An 18,236-nucleotide genomic window follows, 5' to 3' on the forward strand; every position below is an offset into this window, starting at 1 on the left:
AACTTCGCTATGCAAACTGGTATAAGGTGCTTTTGGGTGGTGGGGTAAATGTCATCGCCCACACCTGTATTTTTACTTTAGGGAAGCGTTTTAGCAATAATTTGCTAAGCACGTCTACCGTTACGCCAGTTGTCACCACGTCATCTACTATCGCAACAACAAACTCGTCATTTTTGCTCGGCACAAGCGCATCAATAGCACATTGCGTTAGTGCAAAGGCGTGTTCAGCATTCTTTTTTCTTTGTGATTTAGAGAGCTGGTGCTGAGTGCTTGAACCTGTTCTTATGGCCCACTGATGCAGGCACGGAATACCTAAACCCTTACCTATAAAATCGGCCATAACGCCGGCTTGATTGTAATGGCGCTTAGCCAGTCGCCAAGCACTTATGGGAACTGGAAGGAGCAAATCAGGCACTGAAAGTGTGCAGTGTTGCTTTTTATCGACAAACCACCGGCTTAACATCCTGCCTGCGACGAGAGAGTGCATAAACTTGAACTGGTGAATTAAGGATGACATAGGCCACGTGTAAAGACCGAGAATGGACAATGAATGGTAGTATCTATGGGTTACGTGGCGCCCCACGGGGCCAAACTCTAAAAGGTTGCTTCCGTGTATTTCCTCGTTGAAAAAAAAGAGGTCAGATTCACACCATTGACACACTGGCGTAGGACTTGCCTGATAACATAGTAGGCATGAAAGGTTCATCGAAGACTCCGCCAGTTTTTAAAACGTATTTTGTTCAATGTGCTTTTTATTAAAGCGCTTTTTATCAAAGTGCTATTCACCGTAAAAGGTTGGCCTTTTTCTATAATGTCTTTTTTCGGTCACGACACGACTCACGAACAAGAGGTGTAAAATGGAAAGTTTGCAGACAAACGACGCGCTTGTCACCCGTACTCATGGTACTGATCTCAACGATTCGAGAGTGGACCTAGTACTTCTTCACGGCTGGGGAATGAACAGTGGTGCTTTTTCTTCCTTTATTCCCTATTTGCACGATTACTTTCGTGTTACCACCATCGACTTACCTGGCTTTGGTGAAAATGCACATCATCTTCCTAAGCCTTACACTGTAGAGGCCTTGGCAAACATGATTAGCGCACAGCTGCCTAAGCATTGCGTACTAGCAGGCTGGTCTTTAGGTGGTTTGGTCGCGCAAAAAATAGCCATTGATGTACCACAAAAATTAGCTGGCCTTATTACAATCGCGTCGACGCCCCGCTTCAGTGCTGGGCCTTGTTGGCCAGGCATTACAGAAGACTTACTCACCATGTTTGAGGCGCAATTGGAAAAGAATTACAGGAAAACGTTAGAGCGTTTTCTTGCTATTCAGGCGATGGGCAGTGCGACGGCTAAAAATGATATTAAGACAATAAGGGAGCATGTTAGCGAGTATCCTGAGCCAGCAGAAGAAGCATTGAAGCGCGGCCTTGGCATTCTTGCAAAAGAGGACTTGCGGCAGATTGTTGGTCGTATATCGGTTCCAACACTGCGACTATATGGCCGGTTAGATAGCCTTGTTCCCACTGCCGGAATAGACCGGATTTGTGAGCTGCACCCTCAGGCCGATACTGTGGTTTTGCCTCATGCCTCTCATGCGCCGTTTATCTCACATCCACAGCAAACTGCTGACATAGTAACGAGCTTCGCGGCTAATTTACAGCAGCAGAGGGCGTCGTAGTCGTCATCGTGTTCGCGCTAAAGCCGCTTTAGGTAAAAGCGACCGTACAAAAATTCACTACAGGTACAGGGACTTAGTGCGAAAGCTCCCGTGAGTACTTTATCTTTTCCTCTTGTTGGTTAATAATTGCGCATGAGAGGTTAGGAGAAGTATATGTCTGATGTAAGTGGCGTCACACTCAATTCTGCGTTTTTTGCAGGACAATCCGGTTTGCAGCGTGCCAGTGATGGTATGACTCAGGCTGCGTCCAATATCGCCCAACAGACTGCAGGTCGCCAGCAAGAAATAGGCGGTACATCACAGAGCGGCTCTTTAGGGAATTCATCGCAAAAAGCGCCCGCTAATATTACCTCCGACCTGATCTCGCTCAACGTCAACAGTCTCAATGCCCAGGCATCGGCAAAAGTACTTGATGTGGCAAATGATACTCTTGGCACCATTATCGACACATTAGCGTAGGGACACACCAGTGAATTTTGTAGCGCCTATTCTTACCGCTATAGCGTATCCCACTGCGAATACGAACACTGAGTCTGCCCGACGAGATAACGTTCAGCGCGAAACCATTCCAAAAACCGGCGATGCAGAGCAAGGCGCGTCGCAAAAAGGCCTGGGTTCAGAGGCTGATAAGGCACGTAGCCCAGGATTACCTCAACCTCCTGTCACCTACGACCGTCCACAAATTCAGACAGACCTTCAAGCTGCGTTTCAAAATGTGTTTGGTCAAGAAAAAGACAACGCGCAAGATGAAAGTGCGGGCAAAGAAGGCGCTGAGCAAGAACAAAGAAACCAGCAACAATCTGCACAGCCTGTACTAACGGAAGAAGACAAGCAGGAAATTGAGGATCTCAAAGCCAGAGATCAAGAAGTGCGTACCCACGAGCAAGCGCACGCTGCTACTGGCGGACAATATGCGGGTTCACCTCAGTATGAATATACAACCGGCCCAGACAATAAGCGTTATGTTACCGGCGGAGAGGTATCAATAGATATCTCAGAAGAGCAATCTGCCGAACAAACGCTGCGTAAAATGCAGCAAGTAAGAGCAGCAGCGTTAGCGCCGGCACAGCCTTCTTCTCAAGACTTGAAAGTCGCGGCGGAAGCTGCGCAAAAAGCCTTCGATGCCCGCAACGACATAGCAAAAGAAAACCGAGACACGCTGCAGTCTATTGGCGACGTTAGCGCTGCAGAAGGTGTTAATTCTGTCACAGGCGCTAATTCTGTCACAGGTGCTAATTCTGACATAGGTGTTAGTGCCAATGGCGCTGTGAGTGAAGCAGAGCCTAGCGCTCAAGGTCCTAGCACTCAAGGTCCTAGCACTCAGGGTATAGGCACTCAAGGTCCTAGCACTCAGGGTGTTGGCGCGCTAAACCCTAGCGAAATTACTATTCCTGCTATAGATGTGGTTCCACCGAGTATTGACGAAATTACTGATAGCGCAGGGGTAGACACCCCTACCAGACGTTTAGATGAAGCTAATTTCGCGTCTCAAGCACAGGCGTCAGAAGTTAAGTCGTTAGAGTCACAAGAGAGCAGCGCCATGCAGGCGCGCATAGGTCGCATTCAAAATCTCTACACTCAAGCTTACACACCATCCCGTGAAGGTCTTTCACTGCAAGCTTAATAGTTAACATAAAAAAAGGGGCTTAGCGTTTTCGCTAAGCCCCTTTTTACGTTACCCTTTTTACGTTACAGAGTGTGCTTACTTACTTTTTCGCTTTCGCGAGCGCATCAGCAAAGGCGTTGCCCATTGCACTATTTTGCTGAGTTTGCTGAGGCTTCGCATTGCGATGTTGTCCGCCTCGCTGATTGCCTTTATGCGCATTTTGATTTGAACGTGGCCCTCTATCCTGCTTTGAGCGGCTGTCTCTGGCGTTATTAGCATCGCCGCCGTTGGCATTGTCGCGCGACGGGGTAGGTGTATCTTCAAGACGCATGGTAAAGGAAATGCGTTTGCGCGCTACGTCCACTTCCATCACCTTTACTTTTACAATGTCACCTGCTTTAACCACTTCGCGAGGGTCTGAGATGAACTTATTGGTCAGCGCCGAAATATGCACTAGGCCATCTTGATGAACACCCACATCCACAAAAGCGCCAAAGTTGGCAACATTACTCACCACGCCTTCAAGGATCATTCCCGGCTCTAAGTCGGTAATTTTTTCTACGCCTTCTTTAAATGAAGCCGTTTTAAATTCTGGACGAGGGTCGCGGCCTAGTTTTTCAAGCTCTTTAAATATGTCTTTAACGGTAGGAATACCAAAGTCGTCATTAGTGAATGTCTCGGGCGATAAGCTTTTCAGCAATTCAGTATTGCCGATAATATCGTTAACCGCCACTGCTGCCGTATCTACAATTTTGTCTACCACAGGATACGCTTCAGGGTGCACTGAAGAGGCATCTAGCGGGTTACTTCCGTTGACAATGCGCAAAAAACCAGCGGCTTGTTCATAGGCTTTAGGGCCTAGGCGTTCAACGTCTAATAAGGCTTTACGGTTTGAAAATGCGCCCTTGCTGTCCCTAAGCTTCACAATATTGTGAGCCAGTGTCTTATTTAATCCAGACACATAGCTAAGCAAGGCGGGTGATGCTGTATTTAAATCAACACCAACTGCATTCACACAATCTTCTATAACGCGGTCTAATGACTTTCCAAGCTGACTTTGACTGACATCATGCTGGTATTGGCCTACACCAATCGCTTTAGGCTCAATTTTTACCAGCTCGGCTAGCGGGTCTTGTAATCGACGTGCAATAGAGACCGCACCGCGTATAGAAACATCGAGGTTGGGAAGTTCTTTTGAAGCCAGTTCTGATGCTGAGTAAACAGATGCACCGGCTTCGCTAACCATGATTTTTTGTGCGCTAAGGTCTGGGTTGTTTTTCAGCATCTCTCCAACCAGCTTGTCAGTCTCTCGCGAACCCGTTCCGTTGCCAATACTGATCAAGTCCACTTTGTACTGTTTGCACAAGGTGGTTAGCGTGCGGCTTGATTTATCCCACTGATTCTGCGGCGCATGAGGGAATATCGTATTCGACGCTAATACTTTTCCGGTGCTATCTACAATAGCTACCTTTACCCCAGTGCGTAAGCCTGGATCTAGCCCCATTGTGGTTTTAGCACCCGCTGGTGCGGCCATTAGCAGGTCGTTGAGGTTTTTGGCAAATACATCAATCGCCTCTTTTTCAGCGCGCTCTCTAAGGGCGCTGAAAAGTTCGGTTTCCATATGAAGACCAATTTTTATCTTCCACGTCCACTGCACCACTTGCGCAAGAAAATCGTCGGCGGAACGTCCGCGATGGGTAATGGCATAGTGTGAAGCAATAATATGCTCGCAGTGAGACGGCCCTTTTTCATCTTGCTGAGGGTCTGCATCTATCTGAATGTGCAGTAAGCCTTCGTTACGGCCCCTGAACATAGCAAGTGCACGGTGTGAGGGCACCCCTTTGTATTTTTCGCTATGAGAAAAATAATCTTTATATTTTGCGGCATCTTTTTCTTTACCCGGCGCAAGAGTGCTTTTAAGGTGCGCGTTTTCGGTTAGGTAAAGACGGATTTTGCCAAGTAGCGCGGCGTCTTCAGCAAAGCGCTCCATCAGGATAAAGCGAGCGCCTTCTAAAGCCGCTTTGGTGTCGGCAACGCCTTTTTCTGCATCCACATACTGGTTTGCTGCTTCTTCGATGTTGGTGTCGGGCTTGTTAAATAACAAATCAGCTAATGGCGTTAAGCCTGCTTCAATCGCAATCTGCCCTTTGGTGCGACGGCGAGGTTTAAACGGCAGGTATAAGTCTTCAAGGGTGGTTTTGCTATCGGCATTGCCAATATTGGCTTTTAACTCGTCGGTAAGTTTACCTTGCTCATCTATAGAGCGAAGGATCACGTCGCGGCGCTCTTCAAGTTCGCGCAAATAGGTGAGTCGCTGTTCTAAATTTCTCAATTGCGTATCGTCGAGCCCTTCTGTGGCCTCTTTTCTGTAACGAGCAATAAAAGGAACAGTCGCCCCTCCATCGAGAAGTTTTACTGCTGCGTTGACTTGCGACGCTTGTACTGAAAGTTCTTCAGCAATTTTATTGATAATCATATATAGCCCAAAATACTATTGATGCGCTTTTGACAAAAGCGAGAAACCTGCACGAACCTGATGTTCGTGGTGCAGTGTTTGTACTGGAAATAATAACGGCGAGTATAGCATCGCCATTTGGCAAAAGTCGTCTGATCATCCGCTAGTTAACGGTGTGTGCTTGACGTAACACTATATTTTATCTGTGGGGTCATACCAAATTCTGTTTATCCACCATTCCTTTACATCGGTTTCGGTTTTTACGACGAACTCATCGTCCTCTTCTTTTCCTACAAGTGCTCTTGCCATAGGGGAATCAATAGAAATGTAGTCTTTACGACCGAAAATTTCGTCGTAACCAGCGAGTCTTAGCTCTAGTACCTCGCCTGCTTCGTTCTCTATCTCTACCCAGGCCCCAAAGAACACTTTACCTTCTTGCTGTGGGTCATAATCCACCACTTTTAGGTTTTCTAAGCATTTTCGTAAGTAACGAACACGGCGATCTATCTCGCGCAGCTTCTTCTTATTGTACTGATAATCAGCATTTTCACTGCGATCGCCAAGGCTTGCAGCCCACGTGACTTTGCGGGTTATCTCAGGCCTTTCCTCACGCCATAAAACTTCAAGCTCGTTTCTGAGTTTTGTGTAACCTTTTCGAGTGATAAGTGGAGTCTTCACAATGTCCTATAAATGAATGAACTGGTGTTTGTTTACTGTATGTGGGTAATAACAAAAAACGCAATCCCTTATTTTTACGAAAGAGTTGTAAGAATAAGCCGTAGCAAGAGAGTCATACCGAAAGAGGCATTGCAAAGGTTGGCAGTAAAAATACAGCAATGGATACTCGGGCACGCCCTAGGTCAACACGCCATAAACAGCGCTTAGAAAAAGGAGCAACGGATATAGAGAGGATAATTTGCGGAGAAATAATGAACATAAACTTTTATCCGCTTGTCGTAGTATAAATAATGAACAGTTTAAGGATGGGGTTATGCAAAACAAATTATCCGTATTTTATCGTCAAAAGACCCACAATGACTCGCTCAATGTGAGCGGTACCATTCTGGGCTTTATGGTGCTGCTAACCGGCGGGTTATTACTATTTTACGCTTTTTTAGATGTGGTTGTTCGTTTACAGAGTATTCAAACCGTTCTCTTTATATTTGCAGGTATAACAATGTATAAAATAGGGCAGTCTCTGCTTAAGCACTTTGCTAGCTTTAAGCTGCATACCGAACGCCGCCGCAGCCTTGAGCGGTAAACAGCCCTGAGCGGTAAACAGCCCTGAGCGTTAAAAGAGCCATGAGCGGTAAACAGCCCTGAGCGTTAAAAGAGCCATGAGCGGTAAACAGCCCTGAGCGGTAAACAGCCTTGAGCGGTAAACAGCCCTGAGCGGTAAAACAGCCTTGAGCGTTAAATCAAAACAGTCTAACTACGGCAGTTTAAGTCGAAAATGTTACAAGAAAAGTCGGTTTCAAAGGTGAAAAATCAACGCACTGTACTATAGTTAAAGGGTGATTCGAGGCACCTAGCACATTGAAATATCCACTTTACTAATTGGATACAGACGTGGTTGAACACCACTCGCTCATAGGAAAAGGTAGGCATGGAATTAGCTGACTCACTAAAACAACAAAGCCGACGTGATTAGCGTCGGCTTTGTCTTTTCTGCACTCGTGCTATTTGGTGAGGCGAAGAAAACGCCATCATAAATAGCAGATATTACTCAGTTGGTGCTTCTGTTGCTGGTGCTTTTACTTCAAGTAGCTCAACATCAAAAATAAGTGTTGAGTTTGGTGTAATCGCTCCAGTAGCACGCTCACCGTAGGCAAGTTCTGACGGGATATGGAAGCGGTATTTAGCGCCTTCCTTCATTAATTGAACACCCTCAGTCCAGCCAGGAATAACGCGATTTAGTGGAAATTCAGCTGGCTCGCCTCTGTCATATGATGAGTCGAAAACAGTGCCATCTAGCAAGGTGCCACGGTAATGTACTTTAACCATGTCAGTAACAGCAGGGCTGTTGCCTTCACCTTCTTCAAGCACTTCGTATTGTAGGCCTGATTCGGTAGTGGTTACGCCATCGCGCTCTGCATTTTCTGCAAGGTACGCAACACCGGCTTCAATATTCTTTTCTGCCGCTTGTGCCGCCATTTCTTGTTGCTTAGTGCGCAACATTTCTTCGCCTTGTTGAGCAATTTGTTGAATTTGCTCTGGCGTAAACTTAAGCGTGTCGTTTAAACCGTCAGTAAAGCCTTGCTTAAGTGCGTCTTGATCTAGTGCTAATCCAAGTTGTTCTTGCTGCTCAGCTCGATTAGTCACAAATAAGCCCATGCTTGCACCCATTGCGTATGCCTGCTTTTGCGTATCTGTCATTTCTTCTGCTGCAACAGAAGATGCGTTGGCATTGTCTGCGCTGGTAGTTGTAGCCTCATCTGAAGTATTAGGCTGGCAAGCGAATAGTCCAAGCGCAGCTAGTGTTGATAAGGCAACGAGCGACTTCTGCATAAAAACGTCTCCATTAATTTTTATCATCATGCTTCAATGTCTATACTGCTGCATCTAAGGCAGTGTGCACGATAGTTAAAGATGCGATATCCGTGCTATGTTAAACGTAGCGTTTACAAAGCGAAACCCATTTAATTATGTTTAGGTCCAAAATGTTCCTGAGATTATTATTACTCATCACAGCTATTTGCGGATCCGTAGGGTGTACGGTTCCTGATACTACGCCATTAAAGCAGTGGCGTCATGTTGAAGAAGGTGCATATGCGGCAGACATTTCCGCAGACGGGACCATTGCCGTTGTCTCTGGCGTTGATAACAGCATCAACGTGTGGCGAATTGGTGATAGCGAACCTCTGTATCGGTGGGGACACCAAAGCGAAGGTAATAACCTTGTAGTGTCGGTGCATATCAGCGCAGACAAGCGATACGTTGTTACCGCAGACAGAGTTGCGTTTGCTTTGTGGGATATGGAGACTGGCGAGCCAGTAGGGTTCTGGCGAATAGATGAGTCGAACATAAGAGATGTAGCCGTTACCAATAATGGTAGAGGTATACTCGTGGCTCGTTCAAGCGGCAAAGTCATGTTTTTCGAACCCAGTACCCAGCGGCGTCTTGAGTTTTTGGGGCATCAGGAAAAAGTGAATTCTATTGATATCTCGCCAAATGGCAAGTATGCGCTTACCGGTGGTAATGACTACCTTGCCTATTTGTGGAGCACAGAAACTGGACAAATTTTGCATACCTTTACCTATCCCACTCGGGTCACTAAAGTAGCGTTAGACGATGAAGGCAGGTTTGCGTTTACCGCCGATAGCCAAAGTAAGTCGCAAATTTGGAATGTGCAAACCGGGCAACCTGTGAGCAGCCTAAATTACATTGCGCGGCAAAAGATATTTACCGATGTGGAGTTTTCAAAAGACGGTAAGTATTTACTTACCGGTTCGCCATCACGAAAAGCGTATCTGTGGGATATTGAAACCGGCGATCAAATTCAGTCTATTCAAGTAGCGGTGCGTGAAACAATATCGCCACCTACGTCAGTTGTGTATGGCGTTGGGTTCTTGCCAAATGGTAACATAGTCACAGAAAGCAGCAGTGGCTTAGCCGAAGTGTGGCAGCGAGAGCGATAGCCAGTAGTAGCAACACTATTTGCAGTAACGCGTAATAAAACGTGTAACAAGCAGCAAAAAATCATAGAGAGCGCGATGACTCACAAACACAATGACGAAGAAAAGCGAATGGCAACGCTACAGGCGCAGATAGACAGCGCCCATGAAAGTATTGAAGAACTGCAAACTAAAGTAGCTTTTCAAGAGTACACCATTGATTCATTAAACGACGCACTGTCCTCTCAGCAAAAGCAGTTGGATGACTTGTTGTTTAAGGTTCGTCATGTTGTGGACAGAGTAAAGTCTATCGAGCCATCAAATATGGCGAAAGAGTCTGAGGAAACACCGCCTCCTCACTTTTAATTTATAAGAAGCAAGCAGTGATGCGCTTGTGCAGCAATAGAAGGTTTAAGAAATGAGCGATTTTGATATGGATGCATTTGACATAGATGCACTTGATAATATTGACTTTGATTCAGTGGAAAAGTCGATGGCTGAAAATCAGGCCAAAAAAGATGAAAAAGACAATCAAGCTATTGAGGGCATGCGAGATGGTGCCAACGATTGCGGTGACAGCTGCACCATCTGAGAAGACCGTAATAAGAAGACCGTAATAATAATAGCGCGATAAGAAGAGCGTAATAAGAAATGCGCAGTTTATCCGTTCATTTACTCAGCCACTTAGAAAGCACATTGTCTAGGCGTTCTAAGTAGCTGTGAATGCTTTTATTAGTTATAACCTCACATCCACGACTTAAAATCCCTACCTTAGTGACCGTGTGTTTTTTTGAAATTCGATGCCTGTAGAGCTGCAGACTTTTGTATCTGTTTTGTATCATTTTAGTTCTAGTGTTCAGGTTTAACGATGGCGTTTTTATGTCACTCTCTTTGAGGTAGCAATAAAGCTACCTCAATTTTCTATGGAGAGAAAAATGCAAACTTTAAGTAAAACAGAACTAGTGGCAGTGAGTGGCGGATGTGAGGAATACTGCTGGGGAGACTTCGAAATGGGCGACTTTGCAGCGCAGACTATAGGCGGCGGTGTTGCTGGGCTTGTTGGTGGTCCATTGGGCGCCATGGGCGGAGCCGCGGGGGCTGCTGTAGCTTACCTTTTCGGCGTTGCTTGGACTGACTAAAATGCTAACGACATTTTATTCATTATTGGGTGCTGTAGTTGTGGGTGTTGCTATTTTGTTGGTAACCGATATCGCAACTGCGTCGATAAGCGCAATTCCTGGTTTATTTATTCACTTTCTTTTAGGTGTCGGCTCAGGCCTCACTTTTGTGAAATTGTATAACTACTTTAAATTGCGTGAACATCGACGGGCTTAGCGTTTGAATGAGCCGTTAAATGAGCCCGTAAGTAAGCCCGTAAGTAAGCCCTTAAGTTAGCCCTTAAATTAACTCTTAAACTAGCGCTTACATTAAGCGCTAGTTTAGCGACACGATTTTTGGGTTTGATTGAAGGGCTTATTAATCTAGATGTTCGATTTAAGCGTGTTGTGCGAGCCTCAAGGTCAGCCTGGCAATGCAAGTACATTGCGCATATAGCCGACGTATGAAAACGTTCTCTTAATGTTCAGCAAAAATCAACACGCGCTAGTGAGGCTTGAATATGCCGATAACGTTTTCACTTTCTCTTGTTACCGCGCTTACCTTTTCGTCGGTTTGTGCTTCATTGTAACCACACGCCACACACTCTAACTTCTCCACATTATTTTCATAATATAAAGAAATCGTATCTAACTCTTTGCACTTTGGGCACGTTGCGCCAGCGACAAAGCGGCGTCTCACTGATTTTGACATATCTATACCTTTTGATGCGATGCCCTTATTATACCGCCAAACACGTTGCGTTGATCAGCTTTTACCTTAAGTTTTTGCTATTATACGCGCCCGAAGTTGTCCCAGCGTAGGTAAGTCATGATAAAGCTCTCAAATGTATCGCTATTACGCGGCAGAAAAATGCTGCTAGAAGACGCATCTGCCCAGGTATTTCCTGGTCATAAAGTGGCGTTGATAGGCAGCAACGGGTGTGGAAAATCGACTTTATTTGCACTTTTGCGCAGCGAGCTAACGGTTGATGCTGGTGATTGCAGTGTACCTGGCGACTGGCGAATAGTCAGCGTGGCTCAGGAAACGCCGGCAACAGACAGGCGAGCCATTGATTATGTGGTGGACGGCGATAAACACTTGCGCACGCTTCAGGCGCAGCTTGCGTTAGCCGAACAGCAAGAAGACGGTGTGCAGATTGGCCAAATTCACGGTCAATTAGAACAGGCAGGTGCTTATGATGTTGAGTCGCGTGCGGCCACTATTCTCTCAGGTTTAGGCTTTACCAACTCACAGCTTACCGCCCCCGTTACCGACTTCTCTGGTGGGTGGCGTATGCGCTTAAACCTAGCGCAGGCCTTGTTGTGCCCCTCAGATTTACTATTACTTGATGAGCCAACCAACCACCTAGATTTAGATGCGGTTATTTGGCTTGAAAAATGGCTTCAGCGATTCGCTGGTACCTTGCTACTGATTTCCCACGATAAGGCATTTATCGATAATACGGTTGCTCAAATCATCAGTGTAGAGCAACAAAAACTAGTGACTTATACGGGGAACTATTCTGCCTTTGAAACGCAGCGAGCCGAACGTATTCGCTTGCAAAATCTTGAGTATGACAAGCAGCAGCAAAAAGTTGCTCATCTGAACTCATTTATTACTCGCTTTAAAGCCAAAGCGAGTAAAGCTAAGCAAGCACAAAGCCGTATCAAACAGCTCGAGAAGATGGAAACTCTGCTCCCTGCGCACATGGCTAGCCCTTTTAGCTTTTCATTTGCCCCTCCATCAGCGTTGCCAAACCCGTTAGTGCAAATGGAAAAAGTGCAGCTAGGCTATGGCGAGCGTACTGTGCTAGAGCAGGTGAAACTCAATTTGGTTCCGGGTAGCCGTATTGGCCTACTCGGTCGAAATGGCCAAGGTAAGTCAACGCTGATAAAGCTACTGGCTGGCGTGCATGCGCCCAAACAAGGCATATTTAACACAGCGAAAGGACTTAAAATTGGGTATTTTGCTCAGCATCAGCTAGAAACCTTAGACCCCAATGCCACCCCAATACTTCACTTACAGCGACTAGATGCAAAAGCCACCGAGCAGCAGCTGCGAGATTATTTGGGCGGGTTTGGCTTTAATGGCGACGAAGCACTCGCGCCTGTTGCCCCCATGTCTGGAGGTGAAAAAGCTCGCCTGGTGCTAGCGTTAATTGTGTATCAAAAGCCAAACTTACTGCTTTTAGATGAACCGACTAACCACCTTGATTTAGAAATGCGTCATGCCCTAAATATTGCCTTGCAAGGCTTTGAAGGCGCCATGGTTCTGGTATCGCACGATAGGTTTCTACTGAGTTCGGTGTGCGAAGACTTTTATCTTGTGGACAGTGGTCATGTGGCCTCTTTCACCGGCGACTTAGATGATTATCGTGATTGGATCTTAAAACAGCAGGCTGCTGAAAAGGCCAAAGCGAATCAAGATGCAAAAGACGAAGCGCAAGGGGAGCAAACCAGTAAGCCGGAGCGAAAACTCGATCGCAAAGAAGAAAAGCGCAAAGAAGCTGAGTTTAGAAAACAGATCGCTCCTTTAAAGCGCGCCGTAGAAAAGCATGAAAAGAATATGGAAGCCCATTCGGCCTCCCTCGCCAACGTAGAGGAGTCGTTGGCAGATACCAGCCTTTACGGTGAGGACAAGAAATCTGAGCTTATGGCATTACTCGATAAGCAGACTTCACTGAAGCAGCGTATTGAAGAAGAGGAAATGGCATGGCTGGATGCCCAAGAGCAAATAGAACAACATCGGGAAGCTTATGACATCGCAAATGGTTAGTATTGATGGTGAGATGTTTTGGCAATATAGTCTTAGCCGCTATGCCACAGGTGATGTAGCGCCTTTAGCGTTGCTGCTTCAAGATAGGCATGGGGTAAACGTGAATGTGCTTTTACTGGTGTGCTGGTGTTTAGAAAACAATATTATTGTTAATTTGCCTCAGTTAAAAGATGTTATTGAGGCGGCGGCGAAAAGTGAAAGTGAGTTAAAAATACACAGAGATAAACGCAAGCTGGCCAACCCGAAGCACCGGTCAACGGTGCAAAGTTCGACTAACGCTAATGATGAAAGTAGTGCAAGCTGCGAAAGAAATGCTGAGACTTATGAGCTGCTAAAAACGCAAGAGCTAGCGCTTGAGAGGCAGCAGCAAGAAGCCATTATCGAAGCTTTTAATCAGTTAGACGTACACCGCATGTCTACGCAGCCTTCAGGTGATGGTACACGCATTTTAAATGCGTCTATTGCAGCGTTTATCAATGTTTATTCGCTTAGGGAAAACAGCGAGGCACGAAGCCTTGTGAGTCAGCTTGTTAGCCAGCTTCCTTAAGCTGCTTTTGTTGTGAAGAAATAATTAAGACGAAAATTGAAATAAGAAACACTAAAAAAAGAAGCATTAAAATAAGAAGTTACAAAATAAGAAGACATGATGAGTAAGCCAGCGAGAGCACACGGAAAAATAATAAAAAGTAGCTTTACCGCTCCTGGGTGGGCTAAAAATCGTCACGTGCAGACAATATGGCCACGGTTTATTCAAAAACGGTTGCCGTTAGCCTATCAAATGGAGCGATTAACCCTTCCTGATGATGACTTTGTTGATGTGGCGTGGGGCCCGAAACCACAGGAAACAGCAGGCATTGTTGTTCTTTTTCACGGGTTAGAGGGCAGTATTAAGTCTCACTATGCCAACGATATGATGGCACAGCTGTCGGTAAACGGCTGGCAGGTGGTGATGATGCACTATCGCGGTTGCAGTGGTGTACCTAACTTAAACGCCCGAGCCTATCACAGCGGTGAAACCGGCGATCCTAGTTTTTTCTTAGAGTGGCTTAGCGATAAGTTTCCGCGTATTCCCAAAGTGGCTATTGGCTTTTCTTTAGGCGGTAATATGCTGCTTAAGTTGTTAGGCGAAAATCCAGCACAGAAGTGGCTTCAAGCCGCTGTTGCCATTTCATCGCCACTGAAACTGGCGGAGTGTGCAAAGTCGATTAACCACGGTTTTTCTCGGGTGTATCAAAAGTACTTACTAAACAGCATGAAAAACACGCTGCGCCAGAAAATGGAATATATCGACTATCGAAAGCTTATCCAGCTGACTAAAGAAGACGTTGACGACATGACGAGTTTTACGCAGTTTGATGAAAAAATAACGGCGCCACTTCATGGTTTTGAAGATGCGCAAGATTATTATGAGAAGTGCAGTGCGTATCACTTTTTGAGCGCTATTCACTGTCGCACACTAGTACTGCATAGCATTGACGATCCGTTCATGAATCATCTCATTGTGCCGAAAGAAGAAGAATTAGCCAGAAACGTAACCGTTGAGCTAAGCGAACGGGGTGGGCATGTAGGTTTTATGCAAGGCTCAGTATTTAATCCCCGAGTATGGCTACATGAAAGGGTGAAGCAGTTTGTCAGCGAAATGCTGCCAACAGACAGTACATGCAGCTATTCAAGCCGCAGCTACTAAAATTTTTGTGGGTGAGTGCTGTGAAGTTTATAAATTGGAGCAAATATGATAATTCCCATCGAAGCACTAGAGGCCGATACGGTTTATAGCTTGGCCGAATCGTTTGTGCTGCGGGAAGGTACAGATTACGGCGAGCAAGAAACTGAATTTAAAACTAAAGTAAAGCAGGTACTCGATGGCTTAAAGTCAGGAGAAGCGGTACTGGTGTATTCAGAATTACACGAAAGTGTGGATATAAAGCGCAAAGAAGATTTGTTGCCCGAAGACAAAGCGGGTGAATAGAAACGCTGAATAAAAAAGCCGGGTCGAGCAACCCGGCTAACCTTCCTGAGGAGAGGGAGGCTTAAAACGCGTAACGAGCCGTTACTTGCATAATATCTAGCTCATCAATTAACTCATAGCTGGCGCCAACGGCCCATTGAGGCGTAATGTAGTAATTCGCTCCTATCTTAATCGTTGCTTCGCCACCATCTACATCGTAATAGCCAACTTCACCGGCTAATTCTATTTGCTCTGTCACCATAGAGCGAAGCCCTGCGTTCACGCTGTAGCCATTATCATCGTCTATGTCGCCGTCCACTCGCTCAAGGTTCGCGCCGAAGTAGGCATCTGTAGTGGCATTCACTGGAAGTCGATAGCCAGCACCAACAGTTATCATATCAAAATCGAAATTGCCCTCTTCAAAAAAGCTGTATTCACCGTTTAAGTACCAATTGCTATTAAGAAGGTATTTGCCACTAGCAGTAAACCCATCAGGCTCAAATGATTCGTTGTTATCAAAGTCTAGCTTTGTATAGCCTCCTTCTACATAACGCCAATCTGGCTTATCAGCTAAAGCAGTAGCAGGGGTAAAAGCGGCGGTAAGTGCGACAAGCGCAGAAGTTGAAGCGAGAAGTGAAATTGCTTTGTTCATGTAATAACTCCTTAGTATGTTCAGTACCTATTTCATAAAACAAGCGTGATTATGAAGGTGTGCTTAAGCTCGGTTTATCCTTATGGCTGCATCAGCTACAAGGGGGAACCGCCGATATACGACGCTTAAACAGAATGCCTAATAGTGAACTGAATAAAAAATGACGATGACATGCAAAATATGCAAATTTTACTTTTTACCGTGTCATCCCCGTCCTACTGACAATTTACCTTTCCTAAACAGCAAGGCCTTTGCCAACTCGCTCCTTAAACCCAAGTTAATACGTTTTTTATATTTAACGTGATGAAAAACAAAGGAAATATAAAAGTGTTTAATGTGGCTAATCGATATTTAGATAGAAAGAATGACGATGTGGTGTTAATGGTAGGCGTAAATACTGTCTCTAAAAAACAACAGTTTTTAAGGTAAATAGTAGATGGCTAAGGTTTCTCCATTGGAAAAAATGAGCACATTTAGTGTGATGGTATCTTTTTTATCACTCTAATAGGTTGAAAATATTGATAATTATTTTATTTGGTTGTCTTTTTGAACGCGTTGGTCCGTGTCTTGCTCCCTCCCTGTGAGAGTTATTGCATTTGAGAGTAGGCGCAGAGTTTTAGTTTTCCCTTTACTGCGTTAATCCAAAGGAAAGGAATAGAGCACCTTTCTACTGCTTAGATAAATAAAGCAGCTGCGATAGCCCATTACCCAAAGGAGAGGAAAATGGCCGTGCCACGTTTATCAATTATCATGCGAAATATAGTTAAGCAACACGTATCTATAAGCTGTGCAATGCCCCGTGCATTGGTTTACGTTTCAAGCATTTTAGCGTTTGTTGTTTTACCAAATGCAATGGCGACACCTGTGAACGGTAATAATCAGCCGCAGAAAGCGTCACCGGTTCTACAATCGGTTATTAACGCAGCCAAAGCTTCTGCAAGTGAAAGCTATGAACAAGACGATCATAACTTAGACAGTAAGCTCAAGGAAATTGACTACCAAACATACCGTTCTATTCGTTTTCAACCTGAGCAAAGTCTTTGGCATGATGAAAACGACTACGAGCTTCAATTTTTTCACCCAGGCTTTCTTTACGAATATCCCGTTACTATTCATACCATCGGGAGCAGCAATACCCCCGAGCGTTTAGCCTTTGACAGCGAGATGTTCAGCTACGATGGACAATCATCAGCACTTAAAGGGTTAACTGATGAGAACTCAGGGTTTGCAGGTTTCCGTGTTCATTACCCTATCAAAAGTGACGAGTATAAAGATGAATTTGCCGTTTTTCTGGGCGCTTCTTATTTTCGCTTAGTGGGTAAAAACCAAGTATACGGAATTTCTGCAAGAGGCCTCGCCATTGATACGGCATTAACCAAGGGTGAAGAGTTTCCTCACTTTACCGAGTTTTGGATAGTTGAGCCTAGCAAAAAAGCGTCAGAGCCAGGCCAGCCAATTACCATTTATGCCCGTTTGGAAAGTCCATCTGTTGCTGGCGCTTATAAATTTGTTATCGAGCCAGGTGAAGATACAACCGTCGAGGTTGAGAGCTGGTTGTTTGCTCGCGAAGACGTGGAAAAGCTTGGCGTTGCTCCGTTTACTAGTATGTTTTTGTACGGCGAAAATACACAACAGCGTCATGACGACTACCGTCCTGAAGTGCACGATAGCGATGGTGTATTAATGGTAACTCATGCCGATGAAGAAATTTTCAGACCGTTAACAAATCCGTCTCGCTTGCAAATTACCTCACTAAGCGACAGTAAGCCTAAAGGCTTCGGTATGTTACAGCGCGATGGGCAATGGGATAACTACCTAGACGCAGAAGCAAACTACCATATTCGCCCTGGTCTATGGGTTACACCGAGAGAAGGTTTTAATAAAGGCCGTTTAGAGGTTGTTGAAATTCCAACTACCTCTGAAATTCACGACAATATTGTTGCGTTTTGGACACCAGAAGAGCCGTTTAACGAAGGCGATTCAATGTATTTCTCTTATGAACTTAAAACGGTAGAGCAACATCCCTTTCAAAGCGCATTAGCAACGGTAGAGCGCACCAGACAAGGAAGCGCAGTATTGCCTGGTGATGAGTTTAAAGATGAGTCATTGGCAACCACACGTCAGTTTACTGTTGATTTCTTAGCGCCAAAGGCAAAAACGTTTGATGATAAAACCACAAAACTCGTAGTGCAAAGCGCAAACGGCACGGTTTCTCAACAGCGTTTATACCCTGTAGCAGATGGCGCAGAGTGGCGGGCTACCTTCTTTATGCAGCCAACGGAAAATCAAACCACCGATATGCGTGCTTATATTGAGCAGGACGGCGAGCGAGTGAGCGAGGTATGGAATTATGTCTACCAACCTAAATAAATCGATGGAAGCTGAACAGCAGTCAGGGCCGTCATC

Annotated in this window: 21 protein-coding genes; 14 read left to right on the plus strand and 7 right to left on the minus strand. The window is 45.4% G+C overall.

The annotated features are described in order from the left end of the window. Positions 1–7: 7 nt before the first annotated feature. On the minus strand, positions 8–706 hold the full coding sequence (locus V7R39_RS11105) for a ComF family protein (RefSeq protein ID WP_334030713.1): 699 nt from the start codon (positions 704–706) through the stop codon (positions 8–10). A 151-nt stretch (positions 707–857) separates the two neighbouring features. Between V7R39_RS11105 and bioH the strand changes: the two genes are divergently transcribed. From bioH to V7R39_RS11120, 3 genes are all read left to right on the plus strand, one after another. Next, positions 858–1,682 carry a pimeloyl-ACP methyl ester esterase BioH gene (gene bioH, locus V7R39_RS11110; protein ID WP_334030714.1) on the plus strand — a complete coding sequence of 275 codons (825 nt, stop codon included), beginning with the start codon at positions 858–860 and terminating at the stop codon, positions 1,680–1,682. Positions 1,683–1,835: 153 nt separating this feature from the next. Beyond that, entirely contained in the window at positions 1,836–2,141 is a 306-nt protein-coding gene (locus V7R39_RS11115) for a hypothetical protein (protein WP_334030715.1), read from the plus strand. A 10-nt stretch (positions 2,142–2,151) separates the two neighbouring features. Beyond that, positions 2,152–3,306 (plus strand): putative metalloprotease CJM1_0395 family protein, encoded by a 1,155-nt coding sequence (locus V7R39_RS11120; RefSeq protein ID WP_334030716.1) that lies wholly within the window; start codon positions 2,152–2,154, stop codon positions 3,304–3,306. A gap of 82 nt (positions 3,307–3,388) precedes the next feature. On the opposite strand, the gene V7R39_RS11125 is transcribed toward V7R39_RS11120, so the two are convergent. The 3 genes from V7R39_RS11125 to V7R39_RS11135 form a co-directional block, all read right to left on the minus strand. Then, complete coding sequence (locus V7R39_RS11125; RefSeq protein ID WP_334030717.1) at positions 3,389–5,764, minus strand: Tex family protein; 2,376 nt, start codon at positions 5,762–5,764, stop codon at positions 3,389–3,391. Positions 5,765–5,935: 171 nt separating this feature from the next. Beyond that, entirely contained in the window at positions 5,936–6,421 is a 486-nt protein-coding gene (gene greB / locus V7R39_RS11130; RefSeq protein WP_334030718.1) for a transcription elongation factor GreB, read from the minus strand. A gap of 112 nt (positions 6,422–6,533) precedes the next feature. After that, positions 6,534–6,680: a hypothetical protein gene (locus V7R39_RS11135; protein WP_334030719.1), complete on the minus strand. Its 147-nt coding sequence runs from the start codon at positions 6,678–6,680 to the stop codon at positions 6,534–6,536. A gap of 54 nt (positions 6,681–6,734) precedes the next feature. Here V7R39_RS11135 and V7R39_RS11140 point away from each other — a divergent pair, with 54 nt between their 5' ends. Further along, positions 6,735–7,004, plus strand: a complete 270-nt coding sequence (locus tag V7R39_RS11140) for a hypothetical protein (RefSeq protein WP_334030720.1) — start codon at positions 6,735–6,737, stop codon at positions 7,002–7,004. 461 nt (positions 7,005–7,465) lie between these two features. Here V7R39_RS11140 and fkpA read toward each other — a convergent pair whose 3' ends face one another. After that, the gene (fkpA, locus tag V7R39_RS11145; protein WP_334030721.1) at positions 7,466–8,251 is read right to left on the minus strand and encodes an FKBP-type peptidyl-prolyl cis-trans isomerase; all 786 of its coding nucleotides are present in this window, start codon (positions 8,249–8,251) and stop codon (positions 7,466–7,468) included. A gap of 152 nt (positions 8,252–8,403) precedes the next feature. On the opposite strand from fkpA, the gene V7R39_RS11150 reads away from it, so the two are divergent. From V7R39_RS11150 to V7R39_RS11170, 5 genes are all read left to right on the plus strand, one after another. Then, a complete protein-coding gene (locus V7R39_RS11150) occupies positions 8,404–9,381 on the plus strand; it encodes a WD40 repeat domain-containing protein (RefSeq protein ID WP_334030722.1) in 978 nt (325 codons plus the stop codon). 108 nt (positions 9,382–9,489) lie between these two features. Next, positions 9,490–9,723 (plus strand): SlyX family protein, encoded by a 234-nt coding sequence (locus V7R39_RS11155; RefSeq protein WP_163106183.1) that lies wholly within the window; start codon positions 9,490–9,492, stop codon positions 9,721–9,723. Between the two features lie 52 nt (positions 9,724–9,775). Further along, on the plus strand, positions 9,776–9,949 hold the full coding sequence (locus tag V7R39_RS11160) for a hypothetical protein (protein ID WP_200883155.1): 174 nt from the start codon (positions 9,776–9,778) through the stop codon (positions 9,947–9,949). A gap of 343 nt (positions 9,950–10,292) precedes the next feature. Then, the gene (locus V7R39_RS11165; protein WP_334030723.1) at positions 10,293–10,496 is read left to right on the plus strand and encodes a hypothetical protein; all 204 of its coding nucleotides are present in this window, start codon (positions 10,293–10,295) and stop codon (positions 10,494–10,496) included. A 1-nt stretch (position 10,497) separates the two neighbouring features. Beyond that, positions 10,498–10,692: a hypothetical protein gene (locus tag V7R39_RS11170; RefSeq protein WP_334030725.1), complete on the plus strand. Its 195-nt coding sequence runs from the start codon at positions 10,498–10,500 to the stop codon at positions 10,690–10,692. Positions 10,693–10,959: 267 nt separating this feature from the next. On the opposite strand, the gene V7R39_RS11175 is transcribed toward V7R39_RS11170, so the two are convergent. After that, positions 10,960–11,166, minus strand: a complete 207-nt coding sequence (locus tag V7R39_RS11175) for a YheV family putative zinc ribbon protein (RefSeq protein WP_269518120.1) — start codon at positions 11,164–11,166, stop codon at positions 10,960–10,962. Between the two features lie 117 nt (positions 11,167–11,283). On the opposite strand from V7R39_RS11175, the gene V7R39_RS11180 reads away from it, so the two are divergent. The 4 genes from V7R39_RS11180 to V7R39_RS11195 all read left to right on the plus strand — a co-directional run bounded on the left by V7R39_RS11180 (position 11,284) and on the right by V7R39_RS11195 (position 15,199). Further along, complete coding sequence (locus V7R39_RS11180) at positions 11,284–13,230, plus strand: ATP-binding cassette domain-containing protein (protein WP_334030727.1); 1,947 nt, start codon at positions 11,284–11,286, stop codon at positions 13,228–13,230. Beyond that, on the plus strand, positions 13,211–13,777 hold the full coding sequence (locus tag V7R39_RS11185; protein ID WP_334030728.1) for a TIGR02444 family protein: 567 nt from the start codon (positions 13,211–13,213) through the stop codon (positions 13,775–13,777). The genes V7R39_RS11180 and V7R39_RS11185 overlap by 20 nt, the downstream gene beginning before the upstream one ends. A gap of 99 nt (positions 13,778–13,876) precedes the next feature. Then, positions 13,877–14,917, plus strand: a complete 1,041-nt coding sequence (locus V7R39_RS11190; protein WP_334030729.1) for a hydrolase — start codon at positions 13,877–13,879, stop codon at positions 14,915–14,917. A 45-nt stretch (positions 14,918–14,962) separates the two neighbouring features. Then, complete coding sequence (locus V7R39_RS11195) at positions 14,963–15,199, plus strand: YheU family protein (RefSeq protein WP_334030730.1); 237 nt, start codon at positions 14,963–14,965, stop codon at positions 15,197–15,199. A gap of 61 nt (positions 15,200–15,260) precedes the next feature. Here the strand turns inward: V7R39_RS11195 and V7R39_RS11200 are convergent, their stop codons facing one another. Further along, positions 15,261–15,830 (minus strand): porin family protein, encoded by a 570-nt coding sequence (locus V7R39_RS11200; protein WP_334030731.1) that lies wholly within the window; start codon positions 15,828–15,830, stop codon positions 15,261–15,263. A 723-nt stretch (positions 15,831–16,553) separates the two neighbouring features. Between V7R39_RS11200 and V7R39_RS11205 the strand changes: the two genes are divergently transcribed. Further along, entirely contained in the window at positions 16,554–18,200 is a 1,647-nt protein-coding gene (locus V7R39_RS11205; protein ID WP_334030732.1) for a glucan biosynthesis protein, read from the plus strand. Positions 18,201–18,236: the final 36 nt, after the last annotated feature.

Source organism: Alteromonas sp. P256 (genome assembly GCF_036864455.1).
Taxonomy (GTDB): Bacteria; Pseudomonadota; Gammaproteobacteria; order Enterobacterales; family Alteromonadaceae; genus Alteromonas.